This is a genomic window from Ruegeria sp. HKCCD7296 (genome assembly GCF_013110775.1).
Lineage (GTDB): Bacteria > Pseudomonadota > Alphaproteobacteria > Rhodobacterales > Rhodobacteraceae > Ruegeria.
The window spans coordinates 58,390-81,719 of sequence record NZ_WVRF01000015.1 but is presented as its reverse complement, the minus strand read 5'-3'; the positions used below and the strand labels follow the sequence as shown (position 1 = coordinate 81,719).

The 23,330-nt window shown below is 57.0% G+C and carries 33 protein-coding genes; 18 read left to right on the top strand and 15 right to left on the bottom strand.

All coding sequences use genetic code 11. The features are described from left to right. Positions 1-143 precede the first annotated feature (143 nt). Complete coding sequence (locus GS632_RS17795) at positions 144-914, top strand: FadR/GntR family transcriptional regulator (protein WP_171180832.1); 771 nt, start codon at positions 144-146, stop codon at positions 912-914. A 40-nt stretch (positions 915-954) separates the two neighbouring features. Here the strand turns inward: GS632_RS17795 and GS632_RS17790 are convergent, their stop codons facing one another. The 6 genes from GS632_RS17790 to GS632_RS17765 form a co-directional block, all read right to left on the bottom strand. Continuing rightward, positions 955-1,809: a hypothetical protein gene (locus GS632_RS17790; protein ID WP_171236179.1), complete on the bottom strand. Its 855-nt coding sequence runs from the start codon at positions 1,807-1,809 to the stop codon at positions 955-957. Between the two features lie 176 nt (positions 1,810-1,985). Beyond that, positions 1,986-2,546 (bottom strand): F0F1 ATP synthase subunit B, encoded by a 561-nt coding sequence (locus tag GS632_RS17785; RefSeq protein WP_171096173.1) that lies wholly within the window; start codon positions 2,544-2,546, stop codon positions 1,986-1,988. A gap of 5 nt (positions 2,547-2,551) precedes the next feature. After that, a complete protein-coding gene (locus GS632_RS17780) occupies positions 2,552-3,103 on the bottom strand; it encodes a F0F1 ATP synthase subunit B' (RefSeq protein ID WP_171096175.1) in 552 nt (183 codons plus the stop codon). Between the two features lie 86 nt (positions 3,104-3,189). Next, the gene (locus GS632_RS17775; RefSeq protein WP_005981269.1) at positions 3,190-3,414 is read right to left on the bottom strand and encodes a F0F1 ATP synthase subunit C; all 225 of its coding nucleotides are present in this window, start codon (positions 3,412-3,414) and stop codon (positions 3,190-3,192) included. Between the two features lie 49 nt (positions 3,415-3,463). After that, positions 3,464-4,222 (bottom strand): F0F1 ATP synthase subunit A, encoded by a 759-nt coding sequence (locus GS632_RS17770; protein ID WP_171180836.1) that lies wholly within the window; start codon positions 4,220-4,222, stop codon positions 3,464-3,466. Between the two features lie 2 nt (positions 4,223-4,224). Then, the gene (locus tag GS632_RS17765; protein WP_171180838.1) at positions 4,225-4,557 is read right to left on the bottom strand and encodes an AtpZ/AtpI family protein; all 333 of its coding nucleotides are present in this window, start codon (positions 4,555-4,557) and stop codon (positions 4,225-4,227) included. 612 nt (positions 4,558-5,169) lie between these two features. Between GS632_RS17765 and GS632_RS17760 the strand changes: the two genes are divergently transcribed. After that, a complete protein-coding gene (locus GS632_RS17760) occupies positions 5,170-5,505 on the top strand; it encodes a metalloregulator ArsR/SmtB family transcription factor (RefSeq protein ID WP_171180839.1) in 336 nt (111 codons plus the stop codon). Here the strand turns inward: GS632_RS17760 and GS632_RS17755 are convergent. The 3 genes from GS632_RS17755 to GS632_RS17745 all read right to left on the bottom strand — a co-directional run bounded on the left by GS632_RS17755 (position 5,502) and on the right by GS632_RS17745 (position 7,829). Beyond that, positions 5,502-5,915 carry a universal stress protein gene (locus GS632_RS17755; protein ID WP_171180842.1) on the bottom strand — a complete coding sequence of 138 codons (414 nt, stop codon included), beginning with the start codon at positions 5,913-5,915 and terminating at the stop codon, positions 5,502-5,504. The two genes, GS632_RS17760 and GS632_RS17755, sit on opposite strands and share 4 nt — an antisense overlap. Positions 5,916-6,039: 124 nt before the next feature. After that, positions 6,040-6,954, bottom strand: coding sequence for a DMT family transporter (locus GS632_RS17750; RefSeq protein ID WP_171180844.1), 915 nt, complete (start codon positions 6,952-6,954; stop codon positions 6,040-6,042). Beyond that, positions 6,951-7,829 (bottom strand): LysR family transcriptional regulator, encoded by an 879-nt coding sequence (locus GS632_RS17745; protein WP_171180846.1) that lies wholly within the window; start codon positions 7,827-7,829, stop codon positions 6,951-6,953. Before GS632_RS17745 ends, GS632_RS17750 begins: the two co-directional genes overlap by 4 nt. A 119-nt stretch (positions 7,830-7,948) precedes the next feature. On the opposite strand from GS632_RS17745, the gene GS632_RS17740 reads away from it, so the two are divergent. Together GS632_RS17740 and GS632_RS17735 are read left to right on the top strand one after the other, a co-directional pair. Then, complete coding sequence (locus tag GS632_RS17740) at positions 7,949-8,530, top strand: FMN-dependent NADH-azoreductase (protein ID WP_171180848.1); 582 nt, start codon at positions 7,949-7,951, stop codon at positions 8,528-8,530. 72 nt (positions 8,531-8,602) lie between these two features. Then, positions 8,603-9,346, top strand: coding sequence for an aspartate/glutamate racemase family protein (locus GS632_RS17735; protein WP_171238794.1), 744 nt, complete (start codon positions 8,603-8,605; stop codon positions 9,344-9,346). A gap of 51 nt (positions 9,347-9,397) precedes the next feature. On the opposite strand, the gene GS632_RS17730 is transcribed toward GS632_RS17735, so the two are convergent. Further along, complete coding sequence (locus tag GS632_RS17730) at positions 9,398-9,928, bottom strand: prolyl-tRNA synthetase associated domain-containing protein (RefSeq protein WP_171180851.1); 531 nt, start codon at positions 9,926-9,928, stop codon at positions 9,398-9,400. A 184-nt stretch (positions 9,929-10,112) separates the two neighbouring features. On the opposite strand from GS632_RS17730, the gene GS632_RS17725 reads away from it, so the two are divergent. Next, positions 10,113-10,634, top strand: a complete 522-nt coding sequence (locus GS632_RS17725; RefSeq protein ID WP_171180853.1) for a hypothetical protein — start codon at positions 10,113-10,115, stop codon at positions 10,632-10,634. On the opposite strand, the gene GS632_RS17720 is transcribed toward GS632_RS17725, so the two are convergent. Further along, on the bottom strand, positions 10,631-11,518 hold the full coding sequence (locus GS632_RS17720; protein WP_171180855.1) for a sulfotransferase domain-containing protein: 888 nt from the start codon (positions 11,516-11,518) through the stop codon (positions 10,631-10,633). The genes GS632_RS17725 and GS632_RS17720 overlap by 4 nt on opposite strands. A gap of 252 nt (positions 11,519-11,770) precedes the next feature. On the opposite strand from GS632_RS17720, the gene ffh reads away from it, so the two are divergent. From ffh to GS632_RS17670, 10 genes are all read left to right on the top strand, one after another. Further along, the gene (gene ffh, locus GS632_RS17715; protein WP_171180857.1) at positions 11,771-13,279 is read left to right on the top strand and encodes a signal recognition particle protein; all 1,509 of its coding nucleotides are present in this window, start codon (positions 11,771-11,773) and stop codon (positions 13,277-13,279) included. Further along, a complete protein-coding gene (locus GS632_RS17710) occupies positions 13,280-13,888 on the top strand; it encodes a GNAT family N-acetyltransferase (RefSeq protein ID WP_171721886.1) in 609 nt (202 codons plus the stop codon). Further along, on the top strand, positions 13,885-14,424 hold the full coding sequence (locus GS632_RS17705) for a GNAT family N-acetyltransferase (RefSeq protein ID WP_171238793.1): 540 nt from the start codon (positions 13,885-13,887) through the stop codon (positions 14,422-14,424). Before GS632_RS17710 ends, GS632_RS17705 begins: the two co-directional genes overlap by 4 nt. Next, positions 14,421-14,717, top strand: a complete 297-nt coding sequence (locus tag GS632_RS17700; protein ID WP_050605269.1) for a chorismate mutase — start codon at positions 14,421-14,423, stop codon at positions 14,715-14,717. Before GS632_RS17705 ends, GS632_RS17700 begins: the two co-directional genes overlap by 4 nt. Positions 14,718-14,784: 67 nt before the next feature. Further along, a complete protein-coding gene (gene rpsP / locus GS632_RS17695; protein WP_170388164.1) occupies positions 14,785-15,174 on the top strand; it encodes a 30S ribosomal protein S16 in 390 nt (129 codons plus the stop codon). Positions 15,175-15,186: 12 nt separating this feature from the next. After that, positions 15,187-15,822, top strand: coding sequence for a 5,6-dimethylbenzimidazole synthase (bluB, locus tag GS632_RS17690; protein ID WP_171238792.1), 636 nt, complete (start codon positions 15,187-15,189; stop codon positions 15,820-15,822). 148 nt (positions 15,823-15,970) lie between these two features. Beyond that, positions 15,971-16,474, top strand: a complete 504-nt coding sequence (gene rimM, locus GS632_RS17685; protein ID WP_171180872.1) for a ribosome maturation factor RimM — start codon at positions 15,971-15,973, stop codon at positions 16,472-16,474. After that, complete coding sequence (locus GS632_RS17680; RefSeq protein ID WP_171180873.1) at positions 16,474-17,289, top strand: hypothetical protein; 816 nt, start codon at positions 16,474-16,476, stop codon at positions 17,287-17,289. Before rimM ends, GS632_RS17680 begins: the two co-directional genes overlap by 1 nt. Next, positions 17,286-18,095, top strand: coding sequence for a tRNA (guanosine(37)-N1)-methyltransferase TrmD (trmD, locus tag GS632_RS17675; RefSeq protein WP_171180875.1), 810 nt, complete (start codon positions 17,286-17,288; stop codon positions 18,093-18,095). Before GS632_RS17680 ends, trmD begins: the two co-directional genes overlap by 4 nt. Before the next feature lie 134 nt (positions 18,096-18,229). Next, positions 18,230-18,655 carry a hypothetical protein gene (locus GS632_RS17670; RefSeq protein WP_171238791.1) on the top strand — a complete coding sequence of 142 codons (426 nt, stop codon included), beginning with the start codon at positions 18,230-18,232 and terminating at the stop codon, positions 18,653-18,655. Here GS632_RS17670 and GS632_RS17665 read toward each other — a convergent pair. Next, on the bottom strand, positions 18,652-19,452 hold the full coding sequence (locus GS632_RS17665; protein WP_171180879.1) for a GH25 family lysozyme: 801 nt from the start codon (positions 19,450-19,452) through the stop codon (positions 18,652-18,654). The genes GS632_RS17670 and GS632_RS17665 overlap by 4 nt on opposite strands. Before the next feature lie 381 nt (positions 19,453-19,833). Between GS632_RS17665 and rplS the strand changes: the two genes are divergently transcribed. Continuing rightward, positions 19,834-20,217, top strand: coding sequence for a 50S ribosomal protein L19 (gene rplS / locus GS632_RS17660; RefSeq protein ID WP_170575547.1), 384 nt, complete (start codon positions 19,834-19,836; stop codon positions 20,215-20,217). A gap of 11 nt (positions 20,218-20,228) precedes the next feature. Further along, positions 20,229-20,450, top strand: coding sequence for a 50S ribosomal protein L31 (gene rpmE, locus GS632_RS17655; RefSeq protein ID WP_050605278.1), 222 nt, complete (start codon positions 20,229-20,231; stop codon positions 20,448-20,450). Between the two features lie 72 nt (positions 20,451-20,522). Here rpmE and GS632_RS17650 read toward each other — a convergent pair whose 3' ends face one another. Both GS632_RS17650 and GS632_RS17645 read right to left on the bottom strand, forming a co-directional pair. Then, positions 20,523-20,894, bottom strand: a complete 372-nt coding sequence (locus GS632_RS17650) for a VOC family protein (RefSeq protein WP_171721885.1) — start codon at positions 20,892-20,894, stop codon at positions 20,523-20,525. Positions 20,895-20,987: 93 nt separating this feature from the next. Then, positions 20,988-21,875, bottom strand: a complete 888-nt coding sequence (locus GS632_RS17645) for an AEC family transporter (RefSeq protein ID WP_171180881.1) — start codon at positions 21,873-21,875, stop codon at positions 20,988-20,990. 218 nt (positions 21,876-22,093) lie between these two features. Here GS632_RS17645 and GS632_RS17640 point away from each other — a divergent pair, with 218 nt between their 5' ends. Beyond that, entirely contained in the window at positions 22,094-22,903 is an 810-nt protein-coding gene (locus tag GS632_RS17640) for a division plane positioning ATPase MipZ (RefSeq protein WP_171236198.1), read from the top strand. Between the two features lie 89 nt (positions 22,904-22,992). Here GS632_RS17640 and GS632_RS17635 read toward each other — a convergent pair whose 3' ends face one another. Next, positions 22,993-23,319, bottom strand: coding sequence for a potassium channel family protein (locus GS632_RS17635; RefSeq protein ID WP_171621341.1), 327 nt, complete (start codon positions 23,317-23,319; stop codon positions 22,993-22,995). Between the last annotated feature and the right edge of the window lie 11 nt (positions 23,320-23,330).

The following is a 23,330-nucleotide window of genomic DNA, read 5'->3' as shown; positions in this document are numbered from 1 at the left end:
CCTCCGATCTCAATTCCGGGCAGCCTACGGCGGTCTATTTTAAAGTCAATAATGCTGACCTTTTATTTCAAGCGATTTGAACGGGCATCCTTGAACGCGTCATGCGCTCGTGGTCAAATGACTTGACCAAATCAGGAACTCTGATGCCCTTTCACAAAGTCGAAACCGAAAAACTCTCGCTTGCTGTTGTTCGCCAGATCGAGCTTTTGATCTTGCGTGGCATCCTGCGCCCCGGCGAGCGTTTGCCCCCGGAACGCGATCTGGCCGAGCGGATGGGCGTGTCACGCCCGTCCCTGCGCGATGCGATTTCCGAGCTTCAGGCGCAGGGATTGCTGACCGCCAAAGCCGGGTCCGGTATATATGTGGCCGATGTTCTCGGATCGGCTTTTGCTCCGGCCCTGATCCGATTGTTTGGCAGCCATGACGAAGCGGTCTTTGACTATCTGTCCTTTCGCCGCGACATGGAAGGGTTGGCAGCTGAAAGGGCCGCACGGCAAGGCTCTGACAGCGACCTGAAAGTGGTTCAGGCGGTCTTTGACAAGATGCAGGCGGCCCATGACCGGAACGCAGCGGATGATGAGGCGCGATTGGATGCCGAATTCCACATGGCCATCATCGAAGCCAGCCACAATGTCATCATGCTTCACATGATGCGTTCGATGTACGATCTGTTGGTACAAGGCGTGTTTTATAACCGTCAGACGATGTTCCAACAGCGGGCCACGCGCGAGGCGATTTTGGACCAGCACCGGGCCATAAACGAAGCGTTACAAACGCGAAATCCTTCGGCTGCTCGCACCGCGATCGAACAGCATCTGGATTTTGTGGAGCGTTGCATGGCGGATCAAAGAAAGTCCGACCAGAACGAAGCCATTGCGCAGCAGAGATTGCAACACGAGGCCGGGCGGGAGTGAACGCTACCCCTAGTAGACGGCCGAACGACAAATAGCTGAATTACGCGGCCCCGGTTGCAACGGGGATCAGATGTTGCGGTAAAGGTTTTCCGCTGCTTTCTCCCAAATGATGATCGGGGGCCAGTGTTGTCAAAGCCGGATCGATGAACAACCTGGCACCACGGTCGCGTAACTGTTTATGCAGCATCACATGTTCGCACACCTGATGACCTTTCTCGTCCCGACAAGAATACCGCAAACCTCTCAAGGCTCGGGTTTTGTACAACCCAGCACCACCAAAGGCACTGTCGACCGGGATCAGCGGCGTTTCGGCTGGAATATGGAACTGCCGGTCAAAAACCGCCGACTTCAGCAAAGCCTTGCGCCACTTTAGACGTCCAAACAGCGGTCTGCGCGTGTTTTGAATGCGTTGCCAGACGTCTTCGTCACACCAGCCGGGGCAGCGCAAGGCGTAGATGTCGTAATATGCAGGTTTGGAATTGGCAAAGACACCCTCCCACAAAGGGACAACCCTCTGCGCAGCTGTCAGAACCGCCTGAACATCAAGACAGACATTTGGACCATCCAAGTCCAGAACCAGAGTCAGATCCAGGTCGCTGTCTTTCTCTTCCAGCCTTTTGAGAACAGCATTTCTGGCCATAGTGATACGCTCAATCCGGTCAGGTTGTTTAGAAATCAAACCATCCAGTTGAAGAATTTCGACACGCTGATTCCGATCCGCGTATTCGGACAATACCCGGTCCGTATCGTCCGTGTTGTCGTTGGTCGCAATGGTGACCGAGTAGCGGTGCAGTTGAACAGACAGGCTTTCAATCCTGTTGATCGTGTCAATCAGCGCTGAGCCGCCATTTCTGACCACGCCTAAAATATTCATCGAAACTGCGTCGCCCGACACGTCCTGTCTTTCCCTGTTTTTTCACGCTTGCTGCGGAGCTTTCCTGTCGACCAGTTCCCCAACGGTCGGCAGGATTCGGAGTGTCCTTCAAAACAAGCAGAACTCACCACAAAACAAAAGACCCGAAAGCGAAACGCTCTCGGGTCAACTGTTTCATTTTTCTGTCAGGTCAACCGTCAGTGCAGTTTGGTGCCAACGTCTGCAATCGACGCATCGATCAATTTGTTGGCCTGTGCAGCAGTCATTTGCTTGGCCAGAACCGAACCCGCCGCAGCCACTGCGACCGAAACGGCTTGATCACGCACTTCTTTCACAGCAGACGCTTCAGCCGAAGCAATCTGATCCTGAGCTGCAGCCAGACGGCGTTCAATCGACTTTTCAAGGTCAACCTTCGCCTGTTCCGCTGCCAGAGCCGCGTCTTCCTTGGCCGCTGCAACGATCGCATCAGCCTGTCCCTGAACTTCACGCTGCTTGCGCTCGTAAGAAGCCAGCAAGCTACGTGCTTCTTCATGCAGAGCGCGTGCTTCGTCCAGTTCGGACTTGATGCCTTCGGCACGGTTGTCCAGCGCCCCACCGATCATGCCGGGGACCTTGAAGTAGAACAGGACCGCAATGAAGACGATAAAGCCCAGAAGGACGACAAAGTCTGTGTTGCCAAGCGAGAAGAACGGGCCTTTGGCCGCAAAGGCCGGGCTGGCCGCACCAAATGTCAGGATAAGGGCAAGAGTGTTCCGCATGTCACTTATCCTTTCGTCTGCGCATCTACGGCACCGGCAATGGCATCCGCATCCGCTTCGCCGCCCAGCGCTGTGACCAGTTCAGCCGCCGTGTCCTTGGCAACCACTTGAATGCTTTCCAGCGCACCGGCACGGATTTCAGCAATTGCCTTTTCCGATTCAGCCGCTTTTGCAGCGATTTCCGCGTCCGCCTTTGCAATCGCGTCATCCAGACCAGCCTGAATTTCGGCGCGGGCTTCCGCTGCGATACGCTGTGCCTCAGAACGGGCATCGGCCAGCGCTTTGTTGTAGGCCTCTTCAGCCTCGACCGCCTTGGCCTTCAGATCTTCGGCCGCAGCCAGGTCGTTGGTAATGGTCCCCTGACGTTCAGCCAGGATTGCCGCGATGCGGGGCAGAGCCACGCGGGACAGGACCAGAAAGATGACGACCAGCGTAATGACCAGCCAGAAAATCTGGTTGGGGAACCAATCGAAGCAGAGCTGCGGCATGCCAATGGCAGAGCCATAGGAGTCAACGCACGAGCCAGCTACTTCTTTCGTAATGGGTTCAGTCGCCATGATGTCCTCCGTCGGAACGTTGTCTTTACAACAGGTGGGCCGCTATGGCTTGGACCCACCTGCGCGTAAGGATCAGGTTCCGCAGATCAGACGGCGAACATCAGCAGCAGCGAGACCAGGAATGCGAAGATGCCCAGCGCTTCTGCGAATGCGATACCGATGAAGAGGGTTGCGGTCTGCGAAGCAGCCGCCGAAGGGTTGCGCAGGGCGCCGGCCAGGAAGTTGCCTGCAACGTTGCCCACCCCGATTGCGGCTGCGCCGGAACCGATTGCTGCCAGGCCTGCGCCGATGTGTGCGAGATCGCCTTCCATGATGTGTCTCCTTACGAATTGGAAGTTTCGATGTTTGGGTATCGGACCTTTAGTGCGAAGGATGCAGCGCATCTTTCAGATAAACACAGGTCAGAATGGTGAATACGTAGGCCTGGATGAAGGCCACGAGGACCTCAAGACCGTACATTGCGGTGATCGCCAGAACGGACACAGGCGAGATCACGGCAACTGCGGCAAAGCCCGCAAAAACCTTGATAACCGCGTGGCCTGCCATGACGTTACCGGCAAGACGAATAGAGTGGCTGACAGGGCGCACGAAGTACGAGATCAGCTCGATGATTGCCAGGATCGGACGCAACGCCAGCGGTGCGCTGGACACCCAGAACAGACCCAGAAACGCGGCGCCGTTCTTTACGAAGCCCAGGATGGTCACAGTCAGGAACACGGCCAGCGCCAGCGGGATGGTGACGGCGAAATGAGATGTGGTGGTGAACGACGTCGGGATCAGGCCCAGGAAGTTCGCGCAGACGATGAACATGAAAAGGGTCATGACATAGGGGAAGAACTTAACGCCCTCCTTGCCGCAGATGTCTTCCAGCATCTTGTATACGAAGCCATAGGTCAGCTCTGCGACAGACTGCATCCGCGTCGGCACAATCGCGCGTTTGGACGTGGGCAGAACCAGCAATGCGACAACCGCCAGGATGGCAAAGAACAGCCACAGGGTCACGTTGGTCACAGTGAACATGCCGACCGCACCGTCGCCGAACAACGGTTTCACGATGAACTGATCCATCGGGTGGAAAACCAGGCTGCTGCCTTCTGCTGCGGTGGTCTCAGTTGCCACGTTCAGTCCCTCTCATCCTTCTCGGCAGCCGTCGCCGCCATTTGTTTCTCTTGAACCTCTTTCGCGCTGCGGAGCATAACCTTCACGCCCGCGACAAGGCCCAGCAATGTAAACAGCACCAGAAAAGTCGGGATAGTCCCGAGCAGGCTGTCCAGCCCGTATCCGATGCCAAATCCGATCCCCAGACCGGATACCATTTCGATGACCATCCTCCAGGCAAGTTCGCCACCGGATATGTCACTGTCTGCACGGGGGGCCGGTTCCTTAGCCTTTTTCGCCGCTTCGATCTTAGCCTCCAGCTGCGCCATACGCTGCTTTTGGTCGTCTTCGGTCACGGACGGTTTCCTCGCGCTGTCTTGAGGCATGGTGCTAAGGCGCGAATGGCCCAGAGTCAACGCTGTCGTGAGACCGAAATGACGCAGGTTAAATACCTGTTAAATAACACTTTTATTAGATGCAGATCATTGTGAAAGAGTACCCTGAAACTGGAAGAAGCTTGAAATGTGCTGAATCCGCATATTCAACCAACGAGTTGATTATTCCTGCAACACAGCTTGGCCGCGCAGTTTTGCGCTTTGATCCAGCAACCACGTTCGGAACGCCTGTACCGTTCTGCCGTGCACCGTAGCTGACCCCGAAACCAGCCGGAAACTTCCCTCACGGAATCCGATGGGAAGGCACCGGATCAAACGACCCGCCTGCAGATCGGTCAGCACGCATTACTCGGGTCCAAGATAAACGCCCAACCCACTCAGTGCCGCCGTCAGCGACAGATCCGTCCCCATCCGCCAGCGCACGTAAAGCTTCCAAGCGCAGATCAACACCGGGGTTGGCCGCGTAAAAGCCCGACAGCCGGGGGATGAGCGTGCGTTTTCCCAGCGACAGCTATCAACACCCAATGCTGTAACGCCCTTTTCGCCCTTGCTCCAAACGGTTATGACAGGGCAATGACCGACACGCTCGACACTGTTTTCGCGGCCCTTGCCGACCCAACCCGCCGCGCCATCCTGGCAATGCTGCTTGAGGACGATATGGCCGTTACGGATGTGGCCGAACCCTTCGAGATGTCATTGGCCGCGATTTCAAAGCACCTGGTCATCCTGACCAAAGCCGGATTGATTTCCCAGGAAAAGCGTGGGCGGGTGAAATGGTGCAAGCTGGAACCCGACGCCCTGCGCGCCGCATCGGTTTGGATGCAGGGTTTCGGACAATTCGAACCCGTCAATCTGGACGCGTTCGAACGATTTCTGGAAGTAGAGCTTCCGACACCAGACGAAGCCTAGCGCACGACAAAGACTGACATGCTGGCGTGTTTTGCAAGATAACCGGCGTGGCTTGAGAAGATATAGTCGGTGATCCGGGGGGCATGGGTCCCCACAATGATCAGGTCGGCGCCGATCTCTTCCGCAGCACGGGTCAGGTCGCTGTCCACTTCGGCGGCAACGTCAACCGAGTGTATCTTGCGCACGGCAACCTCGGCCCCGCCCTCGGCGGCCAGTTTTTCCGTAAAAGCGGCCAGTTCCTTGTCGATCTCAGCTTCGGTTTCCGTGGATTCCCCCAAATGGGCGCCGGTAACACTGACCAAAGTGATTTTGGCCCCCTGCCATTTCGCCACCTGCGCGGCAATATCGGCAGCTTTGCGAACCTCGGGCGGTAGATGCCGATCGATCGGCAGCATGATGTGGTTGAACATAACTTCCTCCTCTCACGTGCTTTAAAGTGTATTGAAGAGGTTTTTCACGGGCTTTGATCTGGCTCAACAAATTCTACCTTTGGAATACATCAAAGAGCCGAGGCGTCTGCAAGCAAAGCTCCGGTTAATCAGCGGCCGTTCCCGCGGGCACCGCAGGCGGCGTTTCTTCCTTAAGCAGCATCAACAACGCAATGACGGTCAGCGCAACGCCACCCAAAATCAAACCGGTGGGCACAGCCTTTCCCAGCGCTATCTCCCACAAGATCACCCAACTGGGCACCAGATAGGTGTAAGCCATCACCTTGGCCGAGGGCAGTCGGAGCGATGAAAACTGCACCAGCACAAAACTGGCCGCCGTCGCGAAGAGCGAAATATAGATCAGTCCGATCCAGACGATGGCCGGAAGAGCCGCCCAGTTGGTCGTCATCAGGTCGGACCACCCGAACACGATCAGCAACAAGCACCCGGCAACTTGTGTCCAGAAAGTGAACACTACTGCGGGCTCTCCGCGATTCAGTTTGCGGATCATGGGTGTATAGATTGCGTGAGATACACAACCCCAAAAGTAGATGATCTCACCACGTCCGATTTCGAAGGCGCGGAACATTTGCCAGTCGGCTCGAAAGATTACCCAAAGCGCGCCCACCGCACCAATGGTCAAAGCCAATGCCATGCGCGGGGTGGTGATCTGACGCAATAAAACCCAACCCGCAAGGGCTGTAACAACGGGCGTCAGGGTGAACACCGCAGCGGCGCTGACCGGCGGGGCGGTTTGTAGCCCATAGAACATCAGCACGAAATAGGTCGAAAACAGCCCACCCAACACAAGGTAGCGCCAAGGCGCCTGTACAGCGCTGCGCGGCAGGCCTGTTGTGGCCAGTGCCGCAATACCAATCACTACAGCCGCAATCGCAAATCGCACCGCGTTCAAGGCGGACGGCGCAATTTCGTTGGCGATCATGGATCCCAACGAAAAACTGCCCGCAACAAGCGCCGAAAAGGTCAGCATGGCCAGATGGCCACGCGCCTGAGGGCTCATGGTTTCCAGCCTTTGGCTTCTTCTTTCAGATAACTCAGGAAGGCCTGTACCTTGGTGGTGCGGTGTAAATCCACGTGGGTCACAAGCCACAGGTTTCCGAACCATTCTGGAAGCGGATCCATCACCTCGACCAGATTGTCGTGGCGGGCCGCTTCCCAGCGCGCCATGAAACCTATGCCCGCCCCGGCCATGACAGCCTCGCGCATACAGAAATTATTGGTACAGCGGAAAGTGATGCGATCTGCCGGAACTGTTGCGCGCAGCCATCGGGTAAAAGGCGCGCGACTGCTTTCGTCGTCAGAACTGACGAAATGGTGTTTCCCGAAATCCTCTATACCCGACGGCGTGCCAAACCGTTCGATATACGCTGTGCTGGCATACAGGCCGACTTCTTCCTGTCGGAATGGCTGCACAACGTTGTCCGGCTGATCCGGGGCTGACCCTGCGCGGATCGCCACATGCGCCTCGCCGTATTCCAGACGGAAAAGCCGGTCGCCGGTCAAGTAGCGCACGATGAGATCCGGATGCATCTTTTGAAACGCGGTGAGTGTGGGCACCACCAAGGGTGCAAGTGAACCAAGCGATGTCACCACCAATTCACCTGAAACGTCGTCGCCCCGACCCTTCATGCGGCCAACTAGCTGGTTGAACTGATCCTCGGTGGCCTGTGCGACGCGCAACAGATCGTCGCCTGCCTCGGTCGGCGTGTATCCGCGTGCGTGACGCTGGAACAGTTTTACACCCAGCCGCGCCTCGATCGCATCAATGTGGCGGATCACGGTGGCGTGGTGAACCCCAAGAACCTCGGCTGCGCCGCTGACTGTCCCCATGCGCGCCACCTGATAGGCGGTTCTCACTTCGTCCCAATTATCCATGGCAATGCGTCACTGTGCAATTTCCAACAATAACTGTTGATGTATCCGAGTTTTGTTCACCAACGCAATAATCATATTGGGGACAGTACAAGATTTCCCTGACCCAAAGGACCTGAACAATGCCAAAAACAATCCTTCATATCGATTCCTCTGCACGCCGCGTTGACTCGACGACCCGCGATCTGTCCGACCGTGTGGTCAAGCAACTGGACGCGGAACGCATCATCCGTCGCGATCTGGCAACCCCTCTGCCCCTTTTGACCGAAGACTGGATCGCCGCGAACTTCACCCCTGCGGACCAGCGCGACGATGTACAGCGGGATCGGCTGGCCCTGTCCGATGAGCTGGTGGCCGAATTGCAGGACGCCGACACCATCGTAATTGGTTTGCCGATTTACAATTTTTCGGTTCCGGCCGCCTTCAAGGCATGGATTGACCTGGTTGCCCGCGCAGGCCTGACCTTTGCCTACACTGAAAACGGCCCAAAAGGCTTGTTGGAAGGAAAGCGCGCCATTCTGGCCATCGCGTCGGGTGGTGTGCCCGTCGGCTCCGAGGCGGACTTCGCCACCAACTACGCCCGCCATGTGCTGGGCTTTATCGGCATTCATGACGTGGACGTCATCGCAGCGGATCAGATGGCCGTGAATCCCGAAGCGGCGCTGGAAAGTGCGCATAAGGCAGTTTCAGACCTCGCGGCTTGATCTGCTCTGGTCAATGACCTTTTAAACCTTCAGTCTGCCAATGTGTTGGGATTGGCAGGCTGGACGAAACCCATGAAGAAAATCGGCATTCTCGGCGGGGTGGGCTGGGCCTCGACCGTTGACTACTACCGCGCCATAGCCGAAGGGGCCGGGCGTCACTTCGCGGAACGCGGCCATGGCTCACCTTTACCGATCCCCCCGATGACCATCGAATCTGTCACTCAAGCCAGAACGCGAGCCCTGCGCGGTGTCGCTGGGGATGAGGCCAGCTGGGCGGATTTTGACTCAGTGTTCCGCGAAGCCCTGCTGACCTTGGAACGCGCGGACTGCGATTTCGGCATTATTGCGTCCAACACACCCCATGCACGGCTTCACGCGATCCGTCGGGGCGTATCCATGCCGATCCTCAGTATTTTCGACGCAACCGCCGAAACCACGGCGCGGACCGGGGCACCCAAGGCTTTGGTGCTTGGAACGACTGTAACGATGCAGGCCACCAACTATGCTGAACGTTTGGCCGCCGAAGGCATCACGGCAAATAGTCGCCTGCCCGAGTCCGAAATCTTTGAAATGCAAGCCATGATCGACAGCGACTTCTATGGCGGTGCGTCTGATAACGCTCGGGCACGATTGCTTGACTTCTGTAACAAGCACGCAAGTCCTGGCACCGCGATCTTGCTGGCATGTACCGAGTTGCCATTGGCCTTTCCGGCCCATCTGGACGATCCCGTGTTCGAGGCTGACGGGCAGCTGTTCGTCAATCCATCTGCCGCGCATGTCACCGCCGCCCTCAAGGAAGCGCTAACCGGCACTTGAAGTGCTCTTCTTAGGTTCAAGCATACTTTCAGCGTCTGTAGTCGCGTGTGATCACGGCAACCAGGTTACCTCGCACCCGACGCGATCAAAGAAATCCATCAAATCGGCGCGGGACATCGCAACAGTGCGATCATTAACCAATGGGTGCATGTAAACCACATCGGTCTGCCGGGCCGCAGCGTCCATGAAGAACCGCACCTCATTCTGAACGCCGTTGATCATCGCCAACGGGCTAACCGCGCCGGGACGTATGCCAAGGTTTTGCAACAACCGGTCTGCCGAGCCGAAAGACAGGTTACCGACACCCAGCTCCGCACCCAGTGCTTTGAGGTCGATTGCCCGGTTCTGCTCGAGCGTTACCAAATAATTGCGTTTTTTCTTGTCGCGCAAATACAGGTTTTTGACCCTTAATGCGTTTTCACCGGGAACCATGAACTGATCTTCGACCGCCTTCGAGTCTTCGACCGTGCGCAACGGGACATGCGTGTGCAGACGATAGGCCAGCCCCCAGTCATTTAGCTGCGCCAGCAACGCATCAGAGCTCAAAGGTAATGTGTCCTGAAAAGCGGATGAAGCGTCCATCCCGGCCTCCTTGCGAAAGTTTCAAGGGCAGTGCCATAGAACGACCCCGCCTGCAATCAGTGGCCCAGAAGCTCAAGCTTGTCGGCATACGCAAGATCGTTTGTAAGCTGCCTATCCTTTCGACACAGGCAAAGAACGCTGCGCTTTGCTTCAACGAATTCTGAAAAGGCTGTAGTGTTCCGTCATGAAAATCAAGCGCAATACCCCTGACCAGTTGATCCTTTCAAACACGCCTTGGTTCATCGGCATCACACTGGTCCTCTTCATACTCGCCTTTGTATGTGCCGGCCTGTTCATGGCCAGTAAAGGCGGCGAGGGCATTTGGTTCGGCCTTTTCTTCGCAGTCTTCGGGGGTGGCATGGGTCTTGGTGCCTTCTGCACCTTTGTGAGGCGGGTTCAGATTGTACTGGACCGGCAAAAAGACAGTGTTCTGATCCGCCGCCAGTCGGTGTTCGGCTATAAGGCCGTGGAACACAAACTGTCCAACCTGTCTCATGCCGAAGTTGAAAGCACGACGTCCAGAAGCAACAAAAGCACTTCGCGGATGTATCGGACCGTCCTTGTACTGGATAAGGGAATGAGCGCTGGTCGCCACCCTATTGTCGAAGCCTTTGTTAGCGGGTCGGGTTCTCATCGGCTGGCTGAGGCAGTAAACAATTGGCTCCCTGCGTCCAAACAGAACAACCACAACCTAGGCGTAGGTTAACGGGCAAACCCGCTTTCCAGCCACAAACGTTCTTCAGGTGAGACCATTTCAGAGATACATGTGTCATACTTGGCCATGTCATCAGACGTCAGCTTGCCTTCCCACTTGTTGCTGGTGCCCGATGAAAAAAACTGTGCAAAGTCGTGGAACCCACTGGTGAACCCGGGCGTTTGCTCAAGGCGTTTTGCGTTGTTTTTCATCGACCCGAAACTGCCCGCCTCGGCGATGTCCTTGATCAATTGCGGCCCAATCTCGATATCCATGATGCGGGCAAGCCGTGCGACTTGCCCAGGCAGATCGCGGCTGAGTTCGGCGTAATGCAGAAAATGAATGTTGGGCAAATCGCGATAGGCCCAAAAAGACCTGAAGTGATGAACAAAAGATCTGAGGGTCAAGTCATCCGTACCTTTTGAAGAAGCGGGGCGATCCAGAAACATTGCAAAAGCTTCCGAAAGATCTTCTGGGAACAGGTAATCCAGCCAATCGTCCTTCATGTTTTCAACATGCCGGCGCAGTGAGAAATGAACGTCGACGGGATGGCGATGCACAACCAGATACTGCGCATCGGGTGAGAATTTTATTCCATCCAGCGGGGTATGTGTCTTGATGCAGCGCCGATGGGTTTGTGCGTCCAGTGTATTTGCTTGCTCAACACGGTCGCGAAAGCCGCAATCCAGCCAAGGTGAGATCTTGTTGTCGTAAACGCTAGGGTCAGCGGTTTGCGTGATCAGCATTCGCACCAGAGTCTGCGTCCACGTGGTGCCGCATTTTGGCGGAGTGCACACAAAGACATCGTCTGGCCGTATCTCGAACCCGGACCAGATATCGGTGTTTGTCACCTCGCCAACATAGTCGGTTGTCTTTTGAGGAAGATCCTCCCTCATCGCCCCCTCCCCAAGCTTGTTTTGATCAGAGTACATTACACCAGCAGGCTTCACATAGCTTATCTTGACTCACCCGGCCGCAAGGCGTAAATGACCGCCAAACATCCGGAAGCCTTTCGATCTTCCGGTCCCTTGAGTCGTTCAGGGATCGCCCCCCACCAGCGAGTTTCGCCCGTGGGGGAAATTGTGTATTTAACCGGTGTTTCCTACGTAGGAAGTGCCACAATATAACCGGCATAGGAGGCCGAAGGCATGTTTGAAAATCTATCCGAACGCCTCTCTGGCGTCTTTGACCGGCTGACCAAACAGGGCGCTCTGTCCGAAGAAGACGTCAAGACCGCCCTGCGCGAGGTCCGGGTTGCGCTGCTTGAGGCCGACGTCTCGCTGCCAGTAGCCCGCGCTTTCGTCAAAAAGGTTCAGGAACAGGCGACCGGCCAAGCCGTCACCAAATCGATCACCCCTGGCCAGCAGGTCGTGAAGATCGTGCATGACGCGCTGGTCGATACCCTGCGCGGCGAAGAAGACCCCGGCAAGCTGAAGATCGACAACCCGCCTGCCCCGATCCTGATGGTCGGTCTGCAAGGCTCGGGTAAGACGACCACCACCGGTAAGCTGGCTAAGCGCCTGAAAGAGAAAGAGGGTAAGAAGGTCCTGATGGCCTCGCTCGACGTCTATCGCCCGGCCGCGATGGACCAGTTGGCTGTTCTGGGCACTCAGGTCGGCGTCGATACTCTTCCGATTATCCCTGGTCAGAAACCGGTCGATATTGCCAAGCGCGCCAAGCAGCAGGCGACTCTGGGTGGGTACGACGTCTACATGCTCGATACTGCGGGCCGCCTGCACATTGACGAAGTCCTGATGGACGAGGTCGAGCAGGTCCGCAACGCGGTTGACCCGCGCGAGACCCTTCTGGTCGTCGACGGCCTTACCGGTCAGGTCGCCGTTGAAGTGGCCGAAGAGTTCGACGCAAAGGTCGGCATCTCGGGCGTGGTTCTGACCCGCATGGACGGTGACGGACGCGGCGGTGCGGCGCTGTCGATGCGCGCGGTCACCGGCAAGCCGATCCGCTTTGTTGGTCTTGGCGAAAAGATGGACGCGCTCGAAACCTTCGAGCCGGACCGGATCGCCGGTCGTATTCTGGGCATGGGCGACATCGTTGCCTTGGTCGAAAAGGCCCAGGAAACGATGGAGATGGAACAGACCGAGCGCATGATGAAGCGCATGGTCAAAGGTCAGTTCAACATGAACGACCTGAAAATGCAGCTGGAGCAGATGATCCAGATGGGCGGCATGCAGGGCATGATGGGCATGATGCCCGGCATGGGCAAAATGGCCAAGCAGATGGATCAGGCCGGTCTGGACGACAAGATCCTGCGCCAGCAGATCGCCATGATCCAATCCATGACCAAACGCGAACGCGCCAACCCTCAGCTATTGCAGGCGAGCCGTAAGAAACGGATCGCGGCAGGCTCGGGTATGGAGGTCAGCGACCTGAACAAGCTGCTCAAGATGCATCGGCAGATGTCGGACATGATGAAAAAGATGGGCAAGATGGGCAAAGGCAAGATGCTGAAACAAGCCATGAAAGGCATGTTCGGCAAAGGTGGCCCGTCGCCCGAGGAAATGGCCGCAGGCATGGACCCCAAGGCGCTGGAACAAGCGGCCAAGGCGATGGGTGGCAAGATGCCCGGCGGCCTACCCGGATTGGGTGGCGGTATGGGTCTGCCGCAGGGCCTCAGCGGGTTCGGCAAGAAAAAGTAAATGACGGCCCCATCGGCATATCCCTGGGAGGCTCCGGCCACCGGTCCTGCAGCCGCGCTGTCTGCGCGGTTGGGTGCTTTGGTGCCGCGTATCGAGACCACTCGTCTGCTGCTGCGCGCGCCTGAGTTGCGGGATTTCGGGGATTATGCCGAAATTCTGATGTCTGATCGTGCACGCTTTATGGATGGCCCATTTGATCGCAATGGCGCGTGGCAGGATTTCACCCAATACGTGGCAGGATGGATTTTGCGCGGCGCGGGTGTGTGGACAGTTGAGGATAAGGCGACCGGAACTGTCACGGGATTTGTCTCGGTCGCTATGGAGTTCGGCGATCAGGAACACGAACTGGGTTACATGCTGACCGCTGAAGCCGAAGGCCAAGGCATCGCAACCGAAGCAGTGGCTGCCGTGCGTAGCTTTGCGCTCGATACACACGACCTGCCTTCGCTGGTCAGTTATGTCGATCCCGACAACGCGAAATCCACAGATGTCGCACGGCGCGTGGGTGCAACTCGGGACGCGCAAGCCGAAAGCGTATTCAACGAGCCCGTTCACGTTTACCGTTATGTCTCATCGGACAATGATGGCGGAATGGAGGCATACGCATGACCTCGTTCACTATCCCCACCATCGAGACCGAGCGCCTGATCCTGCGCGCGCCACATCTGGACGATCTGCCTGCGATGACCGCGTTCTTTGCGACTAAGCGCAGCCATATGGTCGGCGGACCCAAGGATGAGCTTGGCAGCTGGGACTCCCTCGTGAAACGCCTTGGACATTGGGCTCTTAAGGGCTTTGGCCTGTGGCACCTGACCGAAAAGTCCAGCGGCGCATTTGTTGGATGGGCCGGTATGATCGATGCCCCCGGCTGGGCCGAGCCCGAGCTGGGCTGGACCCTTATGGCCGAGGCCGAAGGCAAAGGGCTGGGATTTGAGGCGGCGCAGGCGGCACGCGACTATGCAGCGCGGCAACAGGGGCTGAACGGCGTGATCTCGTACATCGCCCATGCCAACGACCGCTCGCGCGCTTTGGCAGAACGCCTTGGAGCCACGCTGGAGCTTGAAAATGCCGAGCTACTGGGCAAACGCGCCCAGATCTGGCGTCACCCGCAGATTGACCTGACCACCGAAAGGACCGGCCAATGACCAACCCCGTGACACAGGCTGCCACGCTGTTGAAAGAGCATCGCGAAAGCATCGATCGACTGGATGCGATCCTTGTCTATACGCTGGGCGAGCGGTTCAAACACACGCAGGCCGTTGGCAAGCTCAAGGCCGAACACGACCTTCCCCCGTCCGATCCTTCGCGTGAAGCGGCACAGATCGCACGGCTAGAAGACCTGGCGAAAGAGGCCGATCTGGACCCCGACTTCGCCAAGGCTTTCCTGAATTTCATCATTCAGGAAGTCATCCGACACCATAAGAAACATCAGAACTAACCGGCGCCTACGCCGGCTCAACAAAAGACACGCCTCCGGCGTGATGCCATTCAAAGGAGATACCACCATGGCAATGAAAATTCGTCTCGCCCGCGGCGGCTCGAAAAAGCGTCCCTTCTATCGCATCGTGGCTGCTGACAGCCGCATGCCCCGCGACGGCCGTTTCATCGAAAAGCTGGGCACCTACAACCCGCTGCTGCCGAAAGACAGCGAAGAGCGCGTGAAAATGAACATGGAGCGCATCCAGTACTGGCTGGATCAGGGCGCTCAGCCCACCGACCGTATTGCACGTATGCTGGAAGCTGCCGGTACCCGTGAAAAAGCCGAGCGTAACAACCCCAACAAGGGCACCCCGGGCAAGAAAGCTCAGGAACGCGCGGAAGAGAAAGCTGCAAAGGCTGCTGAAGCTGCCGAAGCGGCGGCTGCACCGGCTGAAGAAGCGGCTGCAGAAGAATAAGCAGGCAAGCGCGTGCGGGATCAGACTTTCACCGACGATTTTCGCACGCAGTTTGACCTGTTGTTGCGGCTCCGGCGTGATGTGCGCCGGTTCCGCACCGATCACGTGGACGAGGCAGTGCTGTTGCGCTGCCTCGACGCATTTCAACTGGCCCCTTCGGTGGGGCTCAGCGAACCCTGGCGCGTGATCCGCGTAGAAAGCGAAGCGGCGCGATCCGCCGCGCTGAAGAATTTTCAAACCGCCAACGATGATGCGCTGGCGGGGTATTCCGGCGACAAGGCGCAGCTTTACAGCCGCCTGAAACTGTCCGGAATGCAAGAAGCCCCGGTGCAACTGGCCGTCTTTTGCGATGACAGTACCGACAAGGGCCTGGGGCTGGGTGCGGGCACGATGCCCGAGATGCGGCGCTATTCGGTCGTTTCTGCCATAACGCTATTCTGGCTTGCGTTGCGGGCCGAAGGATTGGGGCTGGGTTGGGTATCGATCTTGAACCCTGACCAAATGACTCGTGATCTGAACGTTCCCGCAGACTGGCGCCTGATCGGATATTTCTGTGTTGGCTGGCCGGAACGAGCCTCGGACACGCCAGAACTGGAGCGGGTTGGTTGGGAAAACCGGGCTGACGGCCTGACAATCGAAACACGGTAAGGCCTTATGTTCGCATTGATTCGACTTCCCATTTTGCTGCTGATCGCCTTTATTGTCGGCGTGTTCTTTGAACGCAGCAATCAACGCGAGGCCTGCGAAGGCCTTGGCGAATGGAGAAACGGGATTTGTTTGACAACAGGCGCGTCCAATGAGTGATCTGATCTGCGTCGGCAGCGTTGCGGGGTCTTACGGCGTACGCGGCGAAGTGCGCCTGAAAAGCTTTTGCGCCGTGCCCGAAGATATCGAACACTACTCTCCGTTGACAGATGAGACCGGCGAACAACGTTATCCGGTTGTTTTGACGCGCACCATCAAAAACGGGTTTGCGGCACGTCTGGGCGGGGTCGAAACCAAGGAAGAAGCCGATGCGCTGAACGGTCTGCGCCTGTTTGCGCGGCGCGATCAGTTGCCTTCGTTGCCCGATGATGAGTTTTATCACACCGACCTGATCGGGCTTGAGGTCTATGACACCGGCGGTACGCTGCTGGGCAAGGTAAAATCCGTGCAGAACCACGGCGCCGCGGATTTGCTGGAACTGCATGGGCTAGGCTTGAAATCAACGGTCCTGCTGCCCTTTACGCTGCAAGTGGTGCCGACTGTGGATCTGGAGCAAGGCCGCATCGTGGCTGACCCGCCCGAAGGTCTGATCTGATGCGACGCATTTTGCTGCATCTGGGCCTGCACAAGACAGGCATGGCCGCAGCACAATCGTTTCTGCACGAAAACCGCAGATTGATCTGGCCCCGATTTGCCCTGATTCTGCCCTACAAGACCCGCAAGGCCGGGCTGAACGAGGCCGCCACCCGCCATTCTATCTATAGGCTGGACGCAACGCTGGCCGGATTTGGCGGTCAGGTTCAAGCCTTTCTGAATGAACTGGATTTTGGTGAGCGCCGGGGGCTGATCCTGAGCGAGGAGAACTTTCTGGGCCTGCGCCCCAGCAGGAACCGCGACGAGGGGTATGCTGCTGCTCCGGAACTGGCCGAAACGCTGGTCAGCGTGCTGCACCGACGATTTCTGGGCGACGAAGTCGATATCACCATCTACCTGTCACTGCGCCAGCGCGATGCATGGCTGTACAGCCTTTGGGCACACGACCTGCAGCAATCGCGGTTGGTGCAGGACCTGGATAGCTTCCGTGCTGACCTCGCGCACCTGCCTGCATTGCAGGAAACCGCAGACCGGATCAAAGACCGGCTGCCTTCCGTCACCATTCAAACCGAATGGATGGAGCAATTTCAGGATCATCGCTTTGGCGCAGGTGCATCATTTGTTAGTTTCCTCGACCTGCCACCCGATAAAACATCGCAACTCGTGGGCCCCACACATTCAACCCCCAGCTTTTCTGCCGAGGTGTTGCAAGAAATGCTGGCGCTGAACCGTTCGACACTGGACGAAGCTGCTCTGATCACCCAGAAGAGGGCTCTGATTCAAACCGCCCAGACCGAGCTGGCCCGCCAGATATGACAGACACACCCCAAAAATCCCATGGTCGAAAGGCGATCCGACCGACCTTGAAACCGCGCGAGCTGATGACCTCGACCCCGGATTTGCACGGCGTCTGGAAAGCCAAGATCATCACGCTGTTTCCCACCGCCTTTCCCGGAGTGCTGGGCGAAAGCCTGACCGGCAAGGCATTGCAGGAAGGGTTATGGCAGCTGGAAACCGTGGACTTACGGCAGTTCGGCGTCGGCAAGCACCGCAATGTCGATGACACACCCGCTGGCGGCGGTGCCGGGATGGTGCTGCGTGCAGATGTTCTTGGTGAAGCTATTGAACATACGATGGCGGGTGTACACGGCAATTGGCCGCTTATCTACCTTAGTCCGCGCGGGCGGCGCATGGATCAGCGCATGATGCAGAACCTTGCCCGATGTGACGGCATGACCCTCCTGTGCGGTCGTTTTGAAGGCGTGGACGAGCGCGTATTGGAACATTACGGCGTTCAAGAAGTGTCTCTGGGCGATTTCGTGATGACCGGAGGTGAAATTGCAGCGCAAGCCCTGATCGACGCAACGGTTCGTCTGATCCCCGGCGTTTTAGGCAATCAGGCATCGACCGAGGAGGAGAGTTTTTCCTCGGGTCTGTTGGAGCACCCTCAATATACACGTCCGGCAGACTGGAAAGGTCGCCCGATCCCCGAGGTACTGATGTCTGGCCATCATGGCCGCATTGCGGAATGGCGCCATAAAATGTCAGAAGACATCACGCGTGAAAGACGCCCCGATATCTGGACAGAGTATCTGAAAACCACCTCGGAAACCGGAGACTAAGGGCACACAATGTGGCGAGGATGCCGCAGCTTCAATGTTTGTCGACTTGCCATTTGAAGTTGAACGCACCTCAAAATATTCACCTTTAAGGCCCATAAGGATCGTGGGTTGCTTAAAGTGAGTCTGTCGACATTATGAAAAAGTTATTGCTTGGCGTTGTGCTGGCTGTTTCAGCCTGCACCACAAAGCCGCTTGGGATGTCTGTTCCTACACAAGCTGGCCATAATCTGCACTCGGCGCGGGTGGCGGTCGATTCCTGTTCTCAGGAAGCGGATGAAGGTGGAAACAGCGCCGTCATTGGCGGCTATACGACCAATATCCTTCTTTGGGGGATCATTATCGGGCCTGCGGTTACGGCCCCGTTTCAAGACGAGTTGCGCGTGCAGGGTGAAATTGATCAGGTCGACCGTTGCCTGCGTGAACGCGGCTTTGAACGCCGCGAGCTCAACGCGGGTGAATCCTTCTGGCTGCGCAATGCCTATGGTGAAGAACGTGAGCGGCGGCTGGACCACCTGGTCAGCGGCGGTACGATTGAAACCTACCGGACACCGAACACCTAAGACTTGGCCTTCCATCTGGCCCAGTTTTCCGGTGTGCCGTTAAAGGTGTTGATGTCGACCCTGCCTTGAACACCTGGCACCAGCCCGGTGCCAGTGTACTGCCAGAACCGCCAAACGGTGCGCGGATAGACCTCGCGCGGGTGGCCGGCGACCGACCTCAGCCAGAATTCGGTTTTGGGCAGGCGGCCTATGTCGGTGTCTTCGAAGAAATCAACAGTGGTATAGACAATCGGGCGACGGCCATAGTGCCGTTCCAGAATATCCAGAAACCGCTGCGCTTCGGCCCGGACGGTTCTGCCATCTGGCCGCAGCGTGCAGGTTTTCGAATGGGGCGTCCACTCCATGTCCAGCACGTGTGGAAGGTCAGCCCCTTTGGGAACGTTCTTGATAAACCAGCGCGCCTGCTCGCGCGCTGAACGACAGAAATAATAGTAGTGATAGGCTCCCCAGGGCACTCCGGCGGCCTGCGCGCCGCGTCGATGCTCATCGAACATCGGATCGGCTACATCTCCGCCCTCGGTTGCTTTCATGAAAACAAAACTCACACCCGATGCTTTGGCCGTGCGCCAGTCTATAGGTCCCTGCCAGCGCGACACGTCCAGACCGTGGACAGGGTATAATCCGGGGTGCCGTCCCTCCCAGTCATGGGGGTCGGCGTCGCCAAAATCGGGATAGATTATAGAAGGGGCCGTCCGGTCCACGACCTGCGTGGGTTCTACCGTCTGCGGTTGCGGGCCACTGCGCCCGCAAGATACCAGCATTGCGGCCGCCACCGCCATAAGCAAAGCCAATCGCATCCTTGAAGTCCTGTTCAAAATTCTGCTCTTTCAATTTGCCTCAGAATGCCCGATCTGCGGGCTAAGGCAACGCTGCAATTTGTGACTGGCGGATTCCCACCTGTGCCACGCTGGAAATCTGTGCGATTAGCTCTTGATCCCTGCGCGCAATCCCCTTAAACGACCGCAATCCGGTGCCGCATCATGCGACTCCGGTGTTTTGGTTTGCATCACGGCGTGACGCTCAGCTTTCTTCGGCCGGGACGTGTCAGATCAGACCAGATCCAAGGAACAGTCGATCTGATCTCTGGCGGGCTGCGTGCAGGACCCGGTGAAGACCAAGAGCTCTCAGGCCGTGCCCAAACTTCGTGGACCAACCACGAGCAGATAGGAGTACCTGCGATGGACCTGATCGCACAGCTTGAGGCGGAACAGATTGCCGCCTTGGGGAAAGACATCCCCGATTTCAAAGCCGGTGACACCATCCGTGTCGGCTATAAGGTGACCGAAGGGTCGCGCACCCGTGTGCAGAACTACGAAGGCGTCTGCATCGCGCGCAAGAACGGCGAAGGCATCGCCGGTTCGTTCACCGTTCGCAAAATCTCGTTTGGCGAAGGTGTGGAGCGTGTGTTCCCGCTGTATTCGACCAACATCGACAGCATCACCGTTGTCCGCCGTGGCCGCGTTCGTCGCGCCAAACTGTACTATCTGCGCACCCGTCGCGGTAAATCCGCACGTATCGCAGAAGTCACCAACTACAAGCCCAAGGCTGGCGCCGAAGCGTAAGGAACGGAAAGATGAAAAAAGACATCCATCCCGATTATCACGTCATCGACGTCAAAATGACCGATGGCACAGTGGTTCAAATGAAATCCACCTGGGGCGCAGAAGGCGACCAGCTGGCTCTGGAAATCGACCCTTCCGTGCATCCGGCATGGACCGGTGGCTCGTCGCGCCTGATGGACGCCGGCGGCCGCGTGTCGAAGTTCAAGAAGAAATACGAAGGTCTGGGCTTCTAAGCTTGACTGGATTGAATTGCAAAGGGCCGCACCATTGGGCGGCCTTTTTTCTTGCCTGCGATGTGTCCGAATTCATCCGAAGACGTAGAAGCAAAGCTTGTTGCCGTCTGGGTCCCGCACATAAGCACCGTAGAACCGATCCGGTACGCGCTGCCCGGGCTCGCCTTCATCCGTCGCACCAAGGCTGATGGCCTTGTCATACATTGTGGTAACGGCCTCTTTTGTGTCGGCAGCGAAAGACACCATATTGCCATTCCCTGATGCGCAATCATTGCCATCATACGGCTCGCAAACGGCCAGCATCGGTGCCGCCGGATTATTGCCGATAAATGCAATGCGACCAGCGTCGATCAGAACTCGCGCGCCTTTGTCCTCGAACAGCGAAGTGTAGAATGTCTTGGCGGCGTCCATGTTGGAAACACCAATGGTTACATATCCGATCATATGCGGAACCCCTTCGAATACTGGATGGTTTCCGGGGCATAGTCCGCCAGCCACCGGACGGTTACAAGTCACGAAACCGGCATCGGTCAGATGTCAAATCCAATACGACAGCGCCACCGGCAGAACCAGTATTGTCGCCAGCGTCGAGACCAGAATATAGCCTGCCACATCGGGCCCGTACTCCGGGACATGCTGATCGATGAAAAGATAGGTCGCCACCGAAGATGGCATCAGGCAGCACAGGATCACGGCACCTCGTTCCGGCCCTGTAAATCCGAAAAACCAGATTAATGCACCGGCAATGACAACTGCCATCGCCAAATGTAGCAGCGTCAAAAGGATCGACCGCCCCAGGGTTTTAACCCGCAACGTCGCCAGGGTATGGCCCAGCGTCAGCAGCATCAGCGGGATCGACAGCCCGCCCAGAATATCAAACGACTTCAAAATCGGCTGAGGCAGGCTGGTATCTGTCGCCATAAGGATCAGCGAAAGCGCCACGGCATAGATGATCGGGGACGTGGCCAGCTTCTTGGGCGAAAACTCCCCGGCAGGAATCCACATGCCCAAGGTGAAGATGCTGATCAGCACGACCACCACAAACGCCATGGTATAAGCCATGCCCGCATCACCCAATGCCAGCAGAGTAATCGGCAAACCGATATTGCCGACATTTCCGTGCATCAAAGGCGTCAGAAACGCCCTGACCGGCAGGCGCAGGGCCTTCAGGGCAACAAAACCCAACACGCCAAACCCCGCCACTGCCAAAGCGGCTGCGGTCATCACGTCCAGAAAGGTGCCCACCGCCAGTTTAGTGGTCGACAAGTGCGAGATGATCAGTGTTGGGTAGCCGACTTTTGAAACGATCCCACCGATCACCTTGCTGTCAAAGGGGGCATGAATCAGTGCAAGCCCAAAACCGATCCCGGCACAGATCAAAACCGGCAAAACCACGTTCAAGACGTTCAGGAACAGGTGTTCCAAGCCAAATTCTCCCTGCCAGACCTGCATGTGGACTGTGAATCAGAGCTGTTGCATTGACAAGTGCCCGCCTGTAACCCGCGCAGCACGCAGGGTTTTCCAAAATAGGGTCTGATATTGCCCGAAACCGCCGCTTGAGGTTCTTTTCTTCCCAACCCACACAACATATAGTGGGTGTCAACAACGTGTAGTGAAGCACGGCGGGACTTGGGAATACAAGCATGGCACATATCATTGTGGTCGGGAACGAAAAGGGTGGCGCAGGCAAATCGACCGTGTCGATGCATGTGGCCACCGCGCTGGCCCGATTGGGACACAAGGTCAGCACACTTGATCTGGACCTGCGTCAGCGCAGCCTGGGACGTTATTTTGAGAACCGCAACAACTTCCTCAAAAGCTCGGACCTGACCCTGCCCAGCCCGCGCCATCACGACCTGCCCGAGATCGACGCTGCCACGCTGAAACCTGGTGAGAATATCTATGACCACCGCCTGTCCGCCGCCGTATCACAACTGGAAAGCGACAGCGATTTCATCCTGATCGATTGCCCGGGCTCTCACACCCGGCTCAGTCAGGTGGCACATTCGCTCGCTGATACGCTTGTCACGCCCTTGAACGACAGTTTCATTGATTTCGACCTGCTGGCGCGGATCGATTCGAAGGGTGAGAAAATCCTAGGACCATCGGTTTATTCCGAAATGGTCTGGAACGCGCGGCAGTTGCGGGCGCAGGCCGGGCTGAAGCCGATCGACTGGGTTGTGGTCCGCAACCGGGTCGGCACGCAGCGGATGGTCAACAAGGAAAAGATGCAGCGCGCAATCGAGATGCTGTCGCAGCGCATCGGCTTTCGCGTCGCCTCGGGCTTTTCCGAACGGGTCATCTTCCGCGAGTTGTTCCCACGCGGCCTGACCCTGCTGGACCTCAAGGACATCGGCGTCAAGCAGTTGAACATCTCAAACATCGCCGCCCGCCAGGAACTGCGCGATATGATGAAAGAGCTGAACCTGCCGGGTGTGGAGATTGATTTCTAAGCGGCTACCGTTTTGATTGGTTTGCGCAACCAACCGGCTTTTGGCAGTTGCAATGTTCGTACCAGATCTGGAGTTAGGAAGCCCCTAATTCAGAACACGACGCTCATCGCCGACTCCACGGCGTGAACACCTATTCCGACGACAATTCCTACGAAGATCAGTCCGACAATCGCGTTGATAACGGATAAAATCCGGCTGGCAGATTTCATCGGCTTAAAGTCACCGTAGCCAACCGTGGTTGCGTTTATGAACGCATGATAAAGGCTCACTCCGGTGGACCAGCCTTCGATCCTGCCAATCCATTGCCCCAGCGCACATATAGATACCAACAAAAACAGCAAAATCGGCGACAGATATATCAGGTCCTGAAAGAAGACTGACAAGAAGGTGCATATATAGCTGACGTCACAACCCATGGCGAAGCTCT